Raw genomic sequence first — 16,270 nt, forward strand, 5'->3', positions numbered from 1 at the left:
ATGGACAGTGCCGAGCAAGACGTGCTCGCCTACATGACCTTTCCCAAGCAGCATTGGGCCAAACTTCACTCGACCAACCCCATTGAGCGATTGAACGGTGAGATCAAGCGGCGCACAGAGGTCGTCGGCATTTTCCCCAACGACGACGCCATCGTGCGCCTGGTCGGTGCGCTGCTGCTCGAACAGAACGATGAATGGGCCGTCCAGCGATCCCGCTACATGACACTTGAGACAATCGCCACAATGAGCGATGATCCGCTCATCAGCCTGCCAGCAGCAAGCTGATACTCATCCGACCCTCTGGGATGAGCCGTGGTCGTCTAAGCTACACCACGTCCTGGGACATGATCAAATAGGGCATTTCGCGCCAGGCCGAGACGCCGACGATCCGCTCGATCTTTTCGCCCTCTTTCTGCAGCTTGCGGAAGCCCATGTCGGTGCAAACGCTGCAGCCATTGATCTGGCTGACGCGCAGATGCACGAGATCCATGGTGTTCTCGGACACGCCGCGATCCTTGATAGAGGCACTGACTGCCAAGAAGGCTTGTAGGCTCTCCGGCAGGATGACGGCGGGGTTCTTCATGCGGGCTTGCATCATTCTCTCCTTGAAGTGTTTTCAGGTGAGCCCAACAGGGCCGATCTTGACGACGCGGTCCCTTGTCGATCCTTTGTCACATCGGCTGGGTTTCGTTCGTCATAGGCATGACGGAGCACGAACAAGGAATGTGACCGATGGACGAAAAAAAGTGGCAGGCAGAAAAATTCGAGGCCAACCGGCCGCATTTGCGCGCGGTCGCCTACCGCATGCTCGGCTCGCGCACGGAGGCGGAGGACGTGGTCCAGGAGGCTTGGCTGCGGCTCAGTCGCTCGGATATCTCGGACGTCGAAAACCTCAGCGGCTGGCTGACCACGGTGACGGCCCGCATCTGTCTCGACTGGCTGCGCTCCCGCAAATCCCGGCGCGAAGAGCCGCTGACGATCCACGTCCCCGAACCGGCCGTCAGCCATGAAGCCGGCACAGGGACCGACCCTGAGCAGGACGCGCTGCTCGCCGATTCGGTCGGCCTGGCGCTGTTGGTGGTGCTGGAAAAATTGACCCCGGCCGAGCGGCTGGCCTTTGTGCTGCACGATATGTTCGATATGCCCTTCGACGACATTGCTCCGATCGTCGGGCGCACGACGACCGCCACACGCCAACTCGCCAGCCGGGCGCGACGCCGGGTGCAGGGAGCCCCGGTCGCGGCGGAAGCCGATCTGACCCGCCAGCGGCATGTGATCGATGCTTTTCTGACGGCGTCGCGCGGCGGCGACCTGCATGCGCTTCTTGCCGCTCTCGATCCGGATGTCGTCTTCCGCGCCGATGCCGTGGCAACGCGAATGGGCTCGCTGGCGGAAATCCGTGGAAGCACGGCTGTGGCCGAAACCTTCCGCGGCCGTGCCCAGGGAGCCCTGCCGGCCGTCATCAACGGCGCAGTCGGCGCCATCGTGGTTTTCGGCGGACAATTGCGCATCGCGCTCCGTTTTGCCGTCGCCGACGATGGCCGGATTATCGGCATCGACGCGATGGCTGATCCTGTGCAATTGCGCAAGCTCGAGGTGTTGGTGATCGATCGGTGACGATGTCAGCGCATCTGCGTCGGGCTCGTACCCGTCAGCCGGCGGAACATCGCGATGAAAGCGGAGGCGTTGCTATAGCCTAGCTGCTCTGCGATCCGTTGCACCGGCTGACCGGCTTCGATGAGCGCCAGCGCCGCGACCAGTTTCAGCCGCTGGCGCCACTCGTTGAAGGAGATGCCGAGATCGTCCTGGCAGCGTCGGGAAAGCGTCCGCTCGGTCGTTTTCATCTGGCGCGCCCATTCCGCCAGGGAATGGCGATTGCCGGGGTCCGCCTGCAGCGCCTTGAGAACCGGCCCGAGTAAAACATCATCAGAGAGCGGCAAATAGCTCTCGCTGCGCGGCGCCAAACCGATCTGATCGACCAAAACCTGGGCCAACCGAAGATCCTCCTCGGTCTTCGGCAAGGTGATCTCGCGAGCGGCGAAGTCGGCAAGGATCGCCTTCAGAAGCGGGCTGAGCCCAAGCGTTGCAGGTGTCGCCGGAAGATTGACGCAGAGCGACCGCTCGACATAGACGGTGACATAGCGGACGTCGTGCTGGTTCCATGCCTCGTGCAGTATATCGGGCGGGATCCAGATGGCATAGTGGGGCGGCGACAGATAGCGCACGCCCTGAATGTCGAAATCGACGACCCCGGCGAGCGCATAGTTCAGCTCGCCCCAGCTCTGGCGCTTGGCTGGAAAGACCGTGCCGCCCTTGTAATTCTCCGTCCGGAAGGAAACCGGCTGCGGCGGGTCTCCTTGGATACGTGGTTCTCGCGGCCTCATGTCCGTAATCCGGCACCGATGTCTGAAATTCGTTATATACCAATAATCAGACAGAGGGTAAAAGCAACGCACATAATCTCCACCAATCCAGCTAGGCCGACCATCCGACAGGAGGACGCCATGAGCAGCAAAAATACTCCTCCGCCCGACAGCCCAGCCTCGATGATGACGAGTGCTGCGCTCGCACCGCTTTGCACCGTACTCATCTGGTCCGGCAACACCGTTGTCACCAAGGCAGCCGCCGGCGTCATTTCGCCCGGCTCCATCTCCTTCTATCGCTGGCTGCTGGCTTTTCTCGTTCTCCTGCCCTTCGTTGGCCGGGCGGCATGGCAGAACCGCGCCCTCCTCAAGCAATACTGGCTGAAGCTCGCGACCCTTGGCGCACTCGGGATGGTGATCTATCAAAGCCTCGCCTACGAAGCCGCCAAGACGACCTCGGCGGTCAACATGGGGGTCATTGTGGCGCTGATGCCGCTGCTGTCGACGCTGCTCGCCAGTGCATTGGCCGGGGAAAAGTTGACGACCGCCAACCTCGCTGGTGGAACCATCTCGTTGATCGGCCTGATTTATCTGACATCCCAGGGCCACCCGGCGGCCCTACTGGGCGGCGGCTTCCATATCGGCGACGGCCTGATGATCATCGCCGTATTGTCCAATTCGCTCTACGGCGTGATGTTGAAGCGTTGGGCTATGCCGCTTTCCATGTGGCAGCAACTGTTCTGGCAGATCGGCTTTTCGACCATTTTATTGATTCCGGTTTTCCTGATGGGCGATATTGCGCCGATCACCTCGGCCAATCTGCCGCTGATCCTTTATGCAGCCATTCCGACATCGCTGGTCGCGCCGCTCTGCTGGATGATCGGCATCCGGAATCTTGGAGCCGCTCGCACCTCCCTGCTCATCAATCTCCTGCCGATCATCGTTGCGGTCCTCGCCTGGGCGATCCTGCACGAACAGTTGCACGCCTATCATGCCATCGGCGGCGCGCTTGCTCTGATCGGTGTCGGGCTCGGCCTTCGGCAGGCGAAAATCGCCAAGGGGAAGACGGAGCCGGGCGCGGATCGGGCGGCTTGGGAGACGGAGGAGGTCTGACCGTCGGTCTTGGCGTCGAAAGTCTTTTCATCCGGCCCGCCTTCGTTCTACCATGACAGCGGCGACGAGAGTCGCCCGAGCAAGAAGGAAACGAGCGTGCGCATAGCCTTGGAACCGGTATCTTCGAGAACGACCATCCAGGAGGGCGTCTATCAGCAGTTGCGCAACGCACTGATGGCCGGCAATTTCGATCCGGGCCAGACATTGACCATCGCCTCGCTCGCCGAAACATTTGGCACCAGCAACATGCCCGTGCGCGAAGCTTTACGTAGGCTGGCAGCGGAAAATGCGCTGGAGGTGGCGGCGAATGGCTCGGCCCGCATCCCGATCGTGACGCTTGCCCGGCTCGACGATCTCTGCCGCGCCCGCATCGCCGTCGAAGGATTGGCCGCCGAGCTTGGCATTCCCAGGCTGACCGCCACCGACATCGCGACGTTGGAACGCATCGCCGCCGAACAGCATGCCATCGGCCGCAGCAGCAATGTCTATGAACTGATGGCGCGGAACCAGCAGTTCCATTTCACCATCTACCGCGCCTCCGGCTCGGAGGTGTTGTTGCAACTGATCGAAACCCTGTGGCTGCGTTTCGGCCCCTACATGCGCATGTTGTCGGCCTCCGTCGAACCGCTGATGCGCAGCGGCGAGATCGATCCTGCCGGCCCGCATTTCCCGATCATCGAAGCGCTGAAAGCCAGCGATTTCGCCCGCGCTCGCGACGGCGTCGTCGCCGATATCCGCCGCACACATGAGATTCTGCGCGACTATTGCCCCGCAACCGAAGACGAACCCCGTGCCAAGGGATCCGCTTCAGCCCTGAGACGGTAAACCACCCCCAGCGCGGGCAAGGAATTTAGTTGAACCGTCAAATATTTTGTGATCAAATGATCATAACGTGATTTTTCAAACTCATTCCTTGCAGCGAGATTCTTATGAGCGCTTCTCTCTCCCCATCGAAATTTTTCGGCCATAACAGTTTTCCGGTCGATGAAGTCCGCGCCATGTTTCCGGCTATTCAGAAGGCCGGTGATTTCGTGTTTCTTGACAATGCCGGCGGTTCGCAGGTGCCGCAGGCGGTGGTCGATGCGGTCGCCAACCATCTGATCGACTACAATGTCCAGCGCATGGCGAAGTATCAGCACAGCCAGGGCGTCGACCGAAATCTGGCCGAAGCGCGGGAGAGCGTGGCGATGCTAGTCAACGCTTATCGTCCTGAGGAAATCTCCTTCGGCCAGAACGCCACATCCTTCATCCGCCTGGTAAGCCTCGGCATCGCCAAGCTGCTTGGCGAGCGCTACGAGATCGTCATTACCGACATGGATCATGACGCCAACATCGCCACCTGGCTGGCGCTGGAGGCAGACGGCGCCAAGATTGTCTGGTGGCGGATGCGCGAAGACGGCACACTGCATACCGAGGACTTGAAGCCGCTGCTGAACGACAAGACCCGCCTCGTCGCCTGCACTGTGACCGCCCATTCCATCGGCACGATCGTCGATGTCGCTACCGTGGGGAAGCTCGCGCATGCGGCCGGCGCCGAAGTCTTCCTCGATTGCGTCCATTACGGCCCACACGGCTTGATGGACGTGCAAGCCTGGAATTGCGACTATCTCGTCTGCTCGGGCTACAAGAATTTTTCGCCGCATATGGGCTTTCTCTGGGGCCGCTTCGACGCATTGGTTAAGCTGCCGACCTTCAAGGAAGACTTCATCCCGGACGTGCCTCCCTACAAGATCGAAGTCGGCACTTTCACCTATGAAAACGTCGCCGGCATGAACGCTGCCGTCAAATATCTCGAAACCCTCGGCCTCCGTTTCCTGCCGGCCGGCCAACACACCCGCCGCGAGGCGCTCGCCGCCGCTATGAGCGCTATCCGTGAATACGAACTGATGCTCTCACGCGAGATGATCGCCGTTCTGAAGCGTCACGGCGCCGTCATCTACGGCATTTCCGATGACGCCCGCCTCCAACAGCGCGTGCCGACCATCTGCTTCAACATTCCGGGCATCACGCCGCAGCAATTCGCCGCTGAGATGGGCGAAGCCGGGATCGGACTGCGCGATGGCCACATGTTCGCGCCGCGCCTGATGAAACGCCTTGGCCTCTCCATGGAAACCGGCGCGATCCGCGTATCTCTGGTGCATTACAATAAGGTCGAAGAAATCGCCCGCTTCGAAAAAGTGCTGACCGAGGTCATCGCGCGGCACAAATAAGCCGCGTATGAGCGGTGGCGGCGCCCGAACAATTCCGCCACCGCATTGGCCCCTCCCCGTCAGACTTGGCCGACGAGGCGGCAAAAAAATACTTCAAGTCTAAAATGGATTGCCGCTTCGCAGACCTTTGATTTGAGGCTATCCCTCTTCGCAGAAATCGTTGGAGAGCGAAGAAAACCATGAGCCATTTCCGCAAAAACTGCGTCGAGAAAAATCTGCTTATCGGCACCTTCGCCGCCATTCCGCATCCCGTCGCCATCGAAGTTACCGCGTCGTCCGGTGTCGATTTCCTTTGCATCGATTGGGAGCATTCGCAGATCGGCCGCGAACGCATCGAGGACCTGATCCGTGCCGCCGACGTCCATCGTGTTCCCGCCATGGTCCGTGTTCCGGGTCATGCGCCGGAGTTCATCGCCTCGGTGCTGGATGCGGGCGCTGCCGGCGTGCTGGTGCCGCGCGTGTCGACGGCGGCGCAGGCAAAAGCTGCCATGCTGGCAACGCGCTATCCGCCGATCGGCGAGCGAGGCGTCGGCCCTGGACGGGCAGCGGCCTACGGCTATCGCATTCCGGATTATTTGGCCAAGGCCAATGCCGAACTCGTGCTTGCTATCCAGGTCGAGACGGCGGAAGGGCTCGCCAATATCGCTGAGATCGCCGCGGTCGATGACATCGACGTCATCTTCATCGGCCCGGGCGACCTCTCCGTCTCGATCGACGCCATGGGGCCAGCGGGCAAAGACAAACTCGACGCAGCCATCGAAACCATCACCCGAACCGCGCTCGCCGCTGGCCGCACCGTTGGCATTTTCCGGCCGTCACCGGATGATATCGGTGCCTGGTCTACAGCCGGCATCAGTTTCTTCCTGCTGGCCAGCGACACCATGTTTTTAGGCGCTGGCCTCGCTGACGGAGTTGCCCAAGCGCGTCGCCAAGGCACGCCCGAACAACAGGACCGTGGCGCTTAAAGACCCGCCGCCTGTGAAAAATGATCGCGGAAAGCGGCAAGGTCGGGCGGACTGACATCCGACACCGCCCAGAAGACGAGCCCACCGCCGGACCATTCGACGAGATTATAGCCATCATGCATCGTCTCGCTCCGCTCGACCTTTGCACCCGGCCAGACAAAGAGATTGATGACATGGCCATGACGGCGATAGACGAGCGCCGCAACGACCCGTCCATTGATATAGTCCACCCGGCCGCCGATCAGCGGAAAGCCGTCCGCCGCAAGATCGACCACCGGCGGCGAGAAATCGATCTTGCCGTTGAACCACGGCTTGACCGCATGCTGGTCGGATGTCTGCACATCGACCAGATGGTTGGCGAGCATCGAGCGCACATGGCTCGCGAGCAATTCGTTCTGGATCGGCGCGTTCGTCTGCGGATTACCGAGCACAAGCATGAGGGTGGCGGCTAGGGCAGCCATCGACGGTATGAAGCTCCATTGCCCAAACACTTGCAGGCCGCGCCACCATGCATTTTCGCGGCGCCGTGTCTCCGGAGACTGCGCTTGGCGCCGGGCTTCCTCAAGAGAAATGGCCGTCATGATACGCGCCCGAACCTCGTCCGGCGCTTTCCATTTGACACCGTCCCGGCCGACGACCCGCTTCATGTCTTTGAGACCTTCCAAGGCGGCAGTGCATTGCGGGCATGTCGCAAGATGCTGCTCGAATTGTATCGTGTGAACCGCATCGAGTTCGTCATCCACATAGCAATGAAGGATGGTTTCCCATTCCGGGCAGCTTTCCGGGGTCTTCTCGCTCATCATGCGGCCCCGCCTTTCTCGCCCGCTTGCCATGCCTCGCAGAATTCACGCCTTGCCCTCGCAAGCCGCGACATCACGGTTCCGATCGGCACATCGGTGATATCGGCGATCTGGCGATAAGACAGACTTTCCAGCTCCCGCAGCACCAGCACTTCCCGCGACAGGTCCGCCAGAGAGTTGATGACTTGCCGAACCCGCTGCGACTCCGACTTGCGGATCAAGGCTGCCTCGGGCGTGTCCTCTTCGGAGGCAACGTCGTGCGCGCCGCTGTATGGCTGATCTTCGTCCTTCGCATCGTTTGCCGTCATGGGCGCCTCGAAACGCGCCTTGCGCCGGCCCTCGCTCAGCCAGACGTAGTAACAGTTCCGGACGATGGCAAACATCCAGGCGCGGGGCTCGCCACCTCGATAGCCCTCGAAATTGCGATAGGCACGCAAGAACGCTTCCTGCACGATGTCCTGCGCCGCATCGGCATCCCGGCTGAGAAACCGCGCGAAATTATAGGCCGCATCCAGATGCGGAACGATCGTGTTCTGAAACCGCAACATCAGATCGCGTGACGCCGGCGAAAGACTCCCGACGTTTTCGCGGTGCATCGATTGCAGCATCGGACCCACGGCATCGATGGCGACGGCCGAGCGCAGTTTTGCGATTGGCATTAGGAATTGGCGGACAAAGGCGATAGCAGCCCGCATGCAGATCAAAGGCCGGCTCAACGCGGAAACGAAAGTCCGCGGAGGCCGGTCGTCGAATGCGAAGAAGGCGAAATGGATATCGGTCGTCATGATCCCTGCATTGCTCCGGCATCGTCGGCTTAGGTTCTGATGCAAATATTGCTCTTCATTCTCCAGATCGTTTCAGGCGGCATTTTATTCTCACCGCCCGCAAATATTTTTCGTCAGCGACGCGCCGCACAGCAGCACGTCTCCCACGTGCCCACTGTGCACCCGCTCACATAACCGCGCCAGTAGAATTAGGCTAAGCTTATCAGAAACTTATCAGAAAGATGCGGTGAACCGGGAATAATGCGCCGGCACCTGCGATCTCCTTCGACAGCGGAGGCATTGATTGACCCCTGTCCTCCGCTTCGCGTGGCGATGCCACTCAAAGAGGAGACAAGACAATGTTCACCATGACGCGCCGCACTGTTCTCAGCTCGGCCGCGGCAGCAGCCGCTTTCGGCCTGTCGGCGAAGCTGGAATTCCTCCCGTCGCTGGCCAAAGCCGCAACACCGCTTGAACCGGAGGTCGGTTTCTATCGCTATAAGGTCGGAGATATCGAAGTCACCGCCATCTATGACGGCATATGGCGCAAGCCGCATGATCCCGCCTTCATCAAGAACGCCTCCATCGAGGATACCAAGCAGGCGCTGGCCGCCGCCGGCCAGACCACCGAATTCATGCCCATTCCGCTCACCGTCGTCGTCCTGAAGATCGGCGACCGATTGGTCATGATGGATGCGGGCTCCGGCGTTGGCCAATGGCAGGCCAATGCGACCCATTTGCCCGCCAACATGGCCGCCGCCGGTATCGACTACAAGAACATCGACACGGTGGTCATCTCGCATTTCCATCCCGATCACGTCTGGGGCCTGATGGAAAAAGGCACGAACGAACCGGTTTTTGACCATGCCGAGCTCATCACCAACGCCGACGAATTCAATTGGTGGACGGCGCCCGACCGCGTCGACAAGCTCGCCGCAGGCCGCAAGGAGGCCGGAAAACGCATCGGCGCCGTCTTTCCAAAATGGAATAACTGGAAACTGGTCGGCGATGGCGCGGAGGTGGCTCCCGGCGTTCACCTCGTCGCCGCACCCGGCCATACGCCCGGCCATTCCACCTTCCTTGTCGCTTCGGGCAAGGAACAGCTACTCGTTTCCGCCGACATCATGTACGTGCCGGCACTACTCGCTCCCCATCCGGAATGGGAAGGTAGCTACGATCAGGACGGACCGGCGGCCGTCGCAACGCGCCGCAAACTGGTCGATCGCATCATCGCCGACAATATCAAGATCTGCGGTTCGCATTTCCCCTTCCCGGGCTCCGGCACCTTCGTGAAGGACGGCAATGCCTATGGTTTCACCCCGACAACACAAGCCTGAAAGCTCAAGGAGACCTATCATGATCAGACACGCAATCTTCGGCGCCGTCAGCCTTTGCGCCGTCATCATCCTTCCCGCAGCCATCGCGCTCCCGGCTTTGGCCGTCGACAACATGGAAACAGCGGATGCGCCGGACCTGACCTCCGTTCGCGCCAAGATCGACGCGAAGGACTATGCCGGAGCATTGGCCGAACTCCGCGGCCTGGCAGAGGATCACCAGCAGGCGGATGTCTATAATCTTCTGGGCTTCACGCTCAGAAAGACCGGCGATTTCCAGACCTCGCTGACCTACTACACCAAGGCGCTGGAACTGCAGCCCGATCACAGGGGCGCCCGCGAATATCTCGGCGAACTCTATGTCGTGACCGGCAACATGGACAAAGCAAAGGAACAACTGGCGACGCTGAAGCAGCTTTGCCCAAGCGGCTGCGAGGAATTGGAAGACTTGCAAAAGGCGATCGATACCAAAACTGTCAACTAAGCTGAGAAAGCAGTGCCTGCGAAGCCGAACGATGCCTCGCAGGCACATTTGGAGGTGGTGAGATGGACTATTTGGAAAATGCAAATGTCGTGCATCCGATGGACATAACACTTCTGGCCGGACGGCTGTTGCTCGCCTGGATATTCCTGCATGAGGGCATGGCGCTCGCGCTCAATTTCGACGCGGCTGTCATCGCCATGGCGAAGCTTGGTGTTTTCGAGCTGCTGGTAGTTGCCGTGATTGCATTGCAGCTCGCGGCGGGTCTTTCGATAGCCCTCGGTTTGTTGACCCGCCTCGGCGCCCTATCCCTCGGGCTGTTCTGCCTGTCGACGGCGTTGATGTTCCATAACGATTTCGCCAACCACAACGAAATCCTGCATTTCGAAAAGGACCTGGCGATCGCCGGCGGCATGTTCGTCCTGGTGACGACAGGTGCTGGCACGCTGTCGGTAGACCGCTTCTTGGAACGCCGCATCATGGCCACGGCCGATGAATCCCGCAAGCCGCTGCGCCGCGCGGTCGAGAGAGGAATCCTCTGAATGCCTCAGACATATCCATCTGCGGGAAATCCCTGCCGAAAACAGCCTCTTCATGGGCTGTTTTCGGCGCTTCCACCGATTTTTTAAGCTTAAAACTTTTTCCTTGAAATACGTGTGATTTTGGATAACCATCCCAGAATGAAGGGCAATCCGAGCACCGTCATTCGCGACGGAACGACCCTTTGACGCCAGGATTTCAGGAAAAGTTCCTTGTCTCTTCCATCACAGAGCTTGTCCGAGACGACATGCAGCCGAAATGCCTTCGAGGGCATTCGCGCGCAGATCCGTGATCTGCGCACCGACAATATCGCTGTGCTTGCCAAGCGCGCCCGTGAGCTCGGCGGCGTCATCCCGCTATGGTTCGGGGAAGGCGACATGACAACGCCGGCCTTCATCCGCGACGCCGCCAAGAAGGCCCTCGACGACGGCCAGACCTTCTACGTGCCGAACATGCGCGGCCTGCCGGCGCTGAACGAAGCCCTCTCCGGCTATCAGACTCAATGGCACGGCCGCCTCATCCCGATCGAGCGCACCACTGTCGCCCCCGGCGGCATGCAGGCGCTCCACATGGCGCTGGAACTGCTGGTCGATGTCGGCACCAATGTCGTCTACGTCGCGCCGCAATGGCCGAACATCCACAATGCCATCCATTTGATCGGCGGTGAGCCGCGTCCCGTGTCCCTCGATTTTGACACCGGTTGGCGGCTCGACCTCGACAAGCTCTTCGCCCGCTGCGATGCCCGCACCCGCGCCATCTTCCTGTCAACACCGGCGAACCCGACCGGATGGACCGCGACGCGCGAGGAGATGCAGGCGCTGCTCGATTTCAGCCGCCGCACCGGCATCTGGATCATCTCCGATGAAGTCTATGCGCGCCTCTTTTTCGACGGCGAGATCGCACCGTCGATCCTTCAGGTCGCCGAAGATGGCGATCGGGTGATCGCCGTCAACAGTTTCTCCAAGGCCTGGGCAATGACCGGCTGGCGCGTCGGCTGGCTGACGCATCCTTCTGATATTGCCGACCAACTTGGCGCCATGACGCAATACGTAAATAGCGGCACATCGGCGATGACCCAGGCGGGTGCTGCCGTGGCAATCCGCGAAGGCGAGCCGCTGGTTGCCGAGATCCGGGCCAGGATCAAAGCCGGCCTCGATCTCGCCTATGAAAAGCTGCCGCAGATACCTGGGATCATCCTTCCGGAAAAACCGCGCGGCGGCATGTATGCTTTCTTCGCGCTAAAGGGCGAAGCCGATGCGACCGCAGTTTGCGAGCGTATTCTGGAATCAGCGCGTGTTGGCCTGGCACCTGGCTATCATTTCGGGGAATCGTCGCGCGCGTTCCTGCGCATGTGCACATTCCGCGATACCGGGCAGATGCGGACCGCACTCGATCGCATGGTCGACGCGATGAAATGACGGCCCGCCCACATGGCGGACCGGCAATACCCGCGGGCAGAAGGCGCCCGCGGCCATAACCAGAGGGAGACAAATCCAATGAATTTTACCCGTCGTAATCTACTGGTCCTAGCGACCGTCGTCGGCATGGCCGGCGGAAGCCACTTCGCCTATGCCGCCGACGTGCTGAATGTCGGCTCCTATCCGAACAACCCGCCCTTCGAATATAAGACCGACAGCGGTACCTTCGAAGGCTTCGAGGTTGATATCGTCAACGAAGCCGCCAAGCGCGCCGGCATGACGACCAACATCGCCGACTACGGCTTCCAGGCCCTGTTTGCAGCCACCAGCTCCAAGCGCATTGACGTCGCGATCTCCTCGATCACCATCACGCCGGAACGGCTGAAATCGCAATCCTTCACCCAGCCCTATTACGATTCCGACATGGGCATCGCCACCAAGGACGGCAGCGCGATCAAGGGCCTTGCCGACCTCAAGGGCAAGACCGTCGGCGTCCTTTCCGGCTCGACCGGCGAGAAGTGGGTTAACGAGAATAAGGCCGCCAATGGCTTCGCCGACGTCAAGGGCTACAACGCCCAGCAGGATATGTTCCTCGATCTCGGCGCCGGCCGCATCGACGCAGTCGTCAGCGACATCCCGGGCATGCAGTATCTCTTCGTCAAAACGAAGGGCTTCGCCATCAAGGACCGCATCAAGACCGGCGAACAATACGGCCTGATGATGACCAAGGATTCGCCGCTGGTCGCCAAGATAAATGATGCCATCACGGCAATGAAGAAAGACGGCACGCTGGAAAAGATCCACGAAAAGTGGTTCGGCAGCAAGGCACCCGCCGGCTCCTCCACCGTCACCGAAATGCCTATCCCCAAGGCGTGATCAAAAGATCACTTTCCGGAATCTCTACGCCGGCCCCTTCGGCCGGCGTAATTATGCTAAAGCTCGTCGCGATCTTTCAGATTCGCTCCCACGCTTTAGCTCCTTGTTTGTGCATGTCGTTTTCGCAAAACCGCCGCACACTTTTGCGCGACATGCATTAGATCTTCATTCTGTTCCGCCTGATGGGAGTGCCAATGTCGCTCGTCGATACTTTCTTCAATTCCGACGTCATGATTTCGGCCTTTCCCCAATTGCTGCGCGGTCTCTGGATGACGCTGGCGCTCGGCATCGTCAGTATCCTAATCGGTGTTTCCGGCGGGCTCATCGTCAGCCTGATCCGCCTCTATGCACCCAAGCCGTTCCGGCTGCTAACGGTCGCCTATATCGACATCATGCGCGCCATGCCGATGCTGGTGGTGCTGATCCTGATCTATTATGCCCTGCCCTTTGTCGGCATCAGCTTCTCCGCCTGGTGGTCTGCGATTTTGGGCTTCTCCATCGTGCTTGCCGCCTATTCGGCGGAAGTCTTCCGCTCGGGCATCGAAAGCGTGCCGCGCGGTCAGTTCGAGGCGGCCGCGGCACTCGGCATTCCATTTCTGGTAACGCTTTACAAGGTCGTGCTGCCGCAGGCAATCCGCATCGTCATTCCGCCGACCACCAGCAACTGCGTCTCCATGTTCAAGGATACGTCGCTCGCCTCGACCGTGGCTCTGCCGGAGCTTCTAAAAGAGGGACAGAACGCGCAGGGCTTCTATGCCAATCCCTCGCCGCTGATCATGGCCGCGCTGATCTATATCATCCTACTCTGGCCGATGGTGCGGCTCGTGAGCGTTCTCGAAAAGAGGTTCAAGAGCGAGAAGGCGCACTAAACCAAGTCCAGGAAAAGTGCGCAGCGGTTTTCCGTCCGGAATTGCGAAAGAACAAACAGAAAGAGCGGTGCTGAGAGTCCGTGAAAAGCGGTAACCGCTCCCAGCGCAGCCATCAGTCGAAGGCGGCGCCCGAAAGGTGATTGTTCACGGACGATTTTACCCCGCCAATATCCTTCCAGAGTTCGGCGACGATGGCGGGATCGACGTCGGCCATCATGTCTCGCAGCCAGCCCTCATGGGCAGCGGCCATGGCGGTGAACAGCTCCTCGCCCTTATTCGTCAGCTTGGCGACTGTCACGCGCCTGTCGCCGTCCGGCGTCTCGCGCAGCACCAGGCCGTCCGTTTCCAGCCGCTCGACCAATCCCGTCACATTGCCGTTGGTGACCATCGTACGTTTGGAAAGTTCTCCAAGCCGCAGACCGTCGCGCTCACGATAGAGCTGCGCCATCAGGTCGAATTGCGGCAGCGTTGCGCCGAATTCGTTGCGAAGCCGGCGGCGGATTTCCTGCGATATCAGCTTCGTGGTCGACAGCATGCGCAGCCAAAGCCGCAGTTCCTGCTTTTTGCCTTCCTGCGCGCCCTGGACGATGATCTCCAGATCGACGGTTCCACTTTCGGACTCTGCCATGATGTCAGCTCAAATCATCGCGTTGCAATTTCATATATGAACGGTCTACGGAGCAATATTTCAAATGTCAAAGGTTTACGCACCAAGCTCGAAGACGGTCACTTCGCCAGCATTTTCCCCAGCATGAAGCCTGAGCCGGCCCCCGTGCCCGCACCCGGCCAGGTAGACGCGCCGCACATATAAAGCGAACCGACCGGCGTTTTGTAGCGCGAATAACCGGCGAGCGGGCGAAACAGAAAATTCTGGTCGAGATGGTGGCTACCGGAAAGATTGTCGCCGCCGATCAGATTGGGATTTTCACGCTCGAGATCGAGGGGCGAAAACACCGACCGGCCCAAGATCTTGCCGCGCAGTCCGGGCGCATAACGCTCGACTATGTCGAGCACACGCTCGGCATAGGCATCCTTCACCTCGTCCCAATTCTGCCCACTGATCTCGCCCGCTGCGTCGCGACTGAACTCAGCCGGCAAGACGCGCACCTGTATCCAGAGCACATGCCGGCCATCTGGCGCCCGCGACGGATCGATCGCCGTTGGCTGGCCCACAACCAATGCCGGCTCGGCCGGCAAAAGCCCGCCCATCGCTTCGGCATAAACACGCGACATCATCTCCATATCCGGTGCGATGTGGACATAAGCGAATGTCCTGAGCTCCTTTCCACCAGTCCAATCCGGCAGGCCGGAAAGCGCCAGGTGGATTATCATCGTGCCGGGTCCGGCACGGAAACGAGCAACCCTGCGGTCGAACTCCTGACGCGAGGCATCCGGATCGAGAAGCTTTCCGAATAGGATCTGCGGGTGGATATTGGCGATGACGGCGCGTTTGGCTTCGTAACGGCGTCCATCGGCGAGCACGACACCGGTCGCCTTGCCGCCGGTGGTGACGATTTTGTCGACGCGCGTGCCGAGCATCAGCTCGCCGCCTTTGGCTTTGAGCACACCGATCATCGCCTTGACGATCGTGTCGGCGCCTCCTTTGCCGATCACCATGCCAAAGGCTTGGTTGGCCATCGATTCGAGATAGGGAAACAGTGCGCCACCGGCGACATCCGGTGCGAAATCGAGATGCAATCCCCAGGCGGCCATCATCGTCTTGAGCTTGGCATTCTGGAACCGCGCGTCGAGAAAATCGCGCGGCGAGGCAAACAGCATCCGTGCGGTCTCATAGAGCCAGCCGGTCCCTTTTTCCCGCCAAGCCTTCCAGACGACGCGCGCGGCAGCCGCCGACGGCATTGGCGAACCGAGCAAGCCGAAAATATGCGGCGCATCCGATGCGAATTCCGACAGCATGGCCCGCCAGGCTGCCGCATCCTGCGGCGAAATATCGGCGATCGCGCCTGTGGTCTTTTCCAGATCGGTGCTCACACCGAGATGAGTGTCGTCGCGGAACACGCTCGCAAAGCAATCGGCTGCCGGCACGAAGCCGAGACCCGCGGCCGTCAACTCATTCTTGTACTCAGCGAAAAAGGCGGAGCCGGCGAACATCGAGAGGTTCATGGCGCAAAGGTCGTGCCGAAAACCTGGCAGCGTCACTTCGCGGGTTTTCACCGCACCGCCGGGCTCGGCATTGCCCTCGATGACGGCGACTTTCCAGCCCTTCGCCGCTAGATGCACCGCCGCCGCCAGGCCATTATGACCTGCACCCACAATGATCGCATCATAGCCCATGGATCGATCCCTCTTATACCGTGATTATTATTGTCACATGCATACATTTTGAACTTTAGGCTTCAAGTACCTCCCGCCGAAAATCGCCGTGAGCGAACACGACCGAATGTCGTCCGCGCAAGAAAATAGCGTATAAATGGCCTTTATTTTCAGGCAACTGCTTGGGTTGTAAAGCTTGCATAACCGATGCCATTTTTGGTCCTTTTGGCACAGGCAGAATGCTTGCAATATCATATATTGTA

The 16,270-nt window shown here is 60.0% G+C and carries 18 protein-coding genes; 12 read left to right on the plus strand and 6 right to left on the minus strand.

The features are described from left to right. The coding region (locus K290_RS35055; RefSeq protein ID WP_037136340.1) for an IS256 family transposase at positions 1 to 285 on the plus strand (285 nt) is incomplete at its 5' end. Positions 286 to 325: 40 nt separating this feature from the next. Here the strand turns inward: K290_RS35055 and K290_RS35060 are convergent. Beyond that, positions 326 to 595 (minus strand): carboxymuconolactone decarboxylase family protein, encoded by a 270-nt coding sequence (locus K290_RS35060; protein ID WP_245276683.1) that lies wholly within the window; start codon positions 593 to 595, stop codon positions 326 to 328. A 137-nt stretch (positions 596 to 732) separates the two neighbouring features. Between K290_RS35060 and K290_RS0126650 the strand changes: the two genes are divergently transcribed. Continuing rightward, a complete protein-coding gene (locus K290_RS0126650; RefSeq protein ID WP_028754683.1) occupies positions 733 to 1,617 on the plus strand; it encodes a sigma-70 family RNA polymerase sigma factor in 885 nt (294 codons plus the stop codon). A 5-nt stretch (positions 1,618 to 1,622) separates the two neighbouring features. On the opposite strand, the gene K290_RS0126655 is transcribed toward K290_RS0126650, so the two are convergent. After that, positions 1,623 to 2,384: an AraC family transcriptional regulator gene (locus K290_RS0126655; protein WP_028754684.1), complete on the minus strand. Its 762-nt coding sequence runs from the start codon at positions 2,382 to 2,384 to the stop codon at positions 1,623 to 1,625. A 120-nt stretch (positions 2,385 to 2,504) separates the two neighbouring features. Between K290_RS0126655 and K290_RS0126660 the strand changes: the two genes are divergently transcribed. The 4 genes from K290_RS0126660 (at position 2,505) to K290_RS0126675 (ending at position 6,651) form a co-directional block, all read left to right on the plus strand. Further along, entirely contained in the window at positions 2,505 to 3,476 is a 972-nt protein-coding gene (locus K290_RS0126660; RefSeq protein ID WP_028754685.1) for a DMT family transporter, read from the plus strand. Positions 3,477 to 3,572: 96 nt separating this feature from the next. After that, the gene (locus tag K290_RS35065) at positions 3,573 to 4,301 is read left to right on the plus strand and encodes a GntR family transcriptional regulator (protein ID WP_037136350.1); all 729 of its coding nucleotides are present in this window, start codon (positions 3,573 to 3,575) and stop codon (positions 4,299 to 4,301) included. Between the two features lie 104 nt (positions 4,302 to 4,405). Beyond that, positions 4,406 to 5,686: a cysteine desulfurase-like protein gene (locus tag K290_RS0126670; protein ID WP_028754686.1), complete on the plus strand. Its 1,281-nt coding sequence runs from the start codon at positions 4,406 to 4,408 to the stop codon at positions 5,684 to 5,686. Positions 5,687 to 5,865: 179 nt separating this feature from the next. Beyond that, positions 5,866 to 6,651, plus strand: coding sequence for an HpcH/HpaI aldolase family protein (locus K290_RS0126675; protein WP_028754687.1), 786 nt, complete (start codon positions 5,866 to 5,868; stop codon positions 6,649 to 6,651). Here K290_RS0126675 and K290_RS0126680 read toward each other — a convergent pair. Beyond that, entirely contained in the window at positions 6,648 to 7,451 is an 804-nt protein-coding gene (locus tag K290_RS0126680) for an anti-sigma factor family protein (protein WP_028754688.1), read from the minus strand. The two genes, K290_RS0126675 and K290_RS0126680, sit on opposite strands and share 4 nt — an antisense overlap. Beyond that, positions 7,451 to 8,146, minus strand: coding sequence for a sigma-70 family RNA polymerase sigma factor (locus K290_RS35070; RefSeq protein WP_081670444.1), 696 nt, complete (start codon positions 8,144 to 8,146; stop codon positions 7,451 to 7,453). The genes K290_RS0126680 and K290_RS35070 overlap by 1 nt, the downstream gene beginning before the upstream one ends. A 428-nt stretch (positions 8,147 to 8,574) precedes the next feature. On the opposite strand from K290_RS35070, the gene K290_RS0126690 reads away from it, so the two are divergent. From K290_RS0126690 to K290_RS0126715, 6 genes are all read left to right on the plus strand, one after another. Next, on the plus strand, positions 8,575 to 9,552 hold the full coding sequence (locus K290_RS0126690; RefSeq protein WP_028754689.1) for an MBL fold metallo-hydrolase: 978 nt from the start codon (positions 8,575 to 8,577) through the stop codon (positions 9,550 to 9,552). Between the two features lie 19 nt (positions 9,553 to 9,571). After that, complete coding sequence (locus K290_RS0126695) at positions 9,572 to 10,033, plus strand: tetratricopeptide repeat protein (protein ID WP_028754690.1); 462 nt, start codon at positions 9,572 to 9,574, stop codon at positions 10,031 to 10,033. Positions 10,034 to 10,095: 62 nt separating this feature from the next. Then, positions 10,096 to 10,572, plus strand: a complete 477-nt coding sequence (locus K290_RS35075) for a DoxX family protein (protein ID WP_051264226.1) — start codon at positions 10,096 to 10,098, stop codon at positions 10,570 to 10,572. 210 nt (positions 10,573 to 10,782) lie between these two features. Continuing rightward, positions 10,783 to 11,988, plus strand: a complete 1,206-nt coding sequence (locus tag K290_RS0126705) for a pyridoxal phosphate-dependent aminotransferase (RefSeq protein WP_065091571.1) — start codon at positions 10,783 to 10,785, stop codon at positions 11,986 to 11,988. A gap of 78 nt (positions 11,989 to 12,066) precedes the next feature. Beyond that, on the plus strand, positions 12,067 to 12,864 hold the full coding sequence (locus K290_RS0126710; protein ID WP_028754692.1) for an ABC transporter substrate-binding protein: 798 nt from the start codon (positions 12,067 to 12,069) through the stop codon (positions 12,862 to 12,864). A 194-nt stretch (positions 12,865 to 13,058) separates the two neighbouring features. Beyond that, positions 13,059 to 13,733 carry an amino acid ABC transporter permease gene (locus K290_RS0126715; RefSeq protein ID WP_028754693.1) on the plus strand — a complete coding sequence of 225 codons (675 nt, stop codon included), beginning with the start codon at positions 13,059 to 13,061 and terminating at the stop codon, positions 13,731 to 13,733. Positions 13,734 to 13,845: 112 nt separating this feature from the next. Here K290_RS0126715 and K290_RS0126720 read toward each other — a convergent pair whose 3' ends face one another. Both K290_RS0126720 and K290_RS0126725 read right to left on the minus strand, forming a co-directional pair. Then, positions 13,846 to 14,361: a MarR family winged helix-turn-helix transcriptional regulator gene (locus K290_RS0126720; protein WP_028754694.1), complete on the minus strand. Its 516-nt coding sequence runs from the start codon at positions 14,359 to 14,361 to the stop codon at positions 13,846 to 13,848. A gap of 98 nt (positions 14,362 to 14,459) precedes the next feature. After that, positions 14,460 to 16,028, minus strand: coding sequence for a phytoene desaturase family protein (locus tag K290_RS0126725; RefSeq protein WP_028754695.1), 1,569 nt, complete (start codon positions 16,026 to 16,028; stop codon positions 14,460 to 14,462). Positions 16,029 to 16,270 lie beyond the last annotated feature (242 nt).

This window comes from Rhizobium leucaenae USDA 9039 (assembly GCF_000426285.1).
Taxonomy (GTDB): domain Bacteria; phylum Pseudomonadota; class Alphaproteobacteria; order Rhizobiales; family Rhizobiaceae; genus Rhizobium; species Rhizobium leucaenae.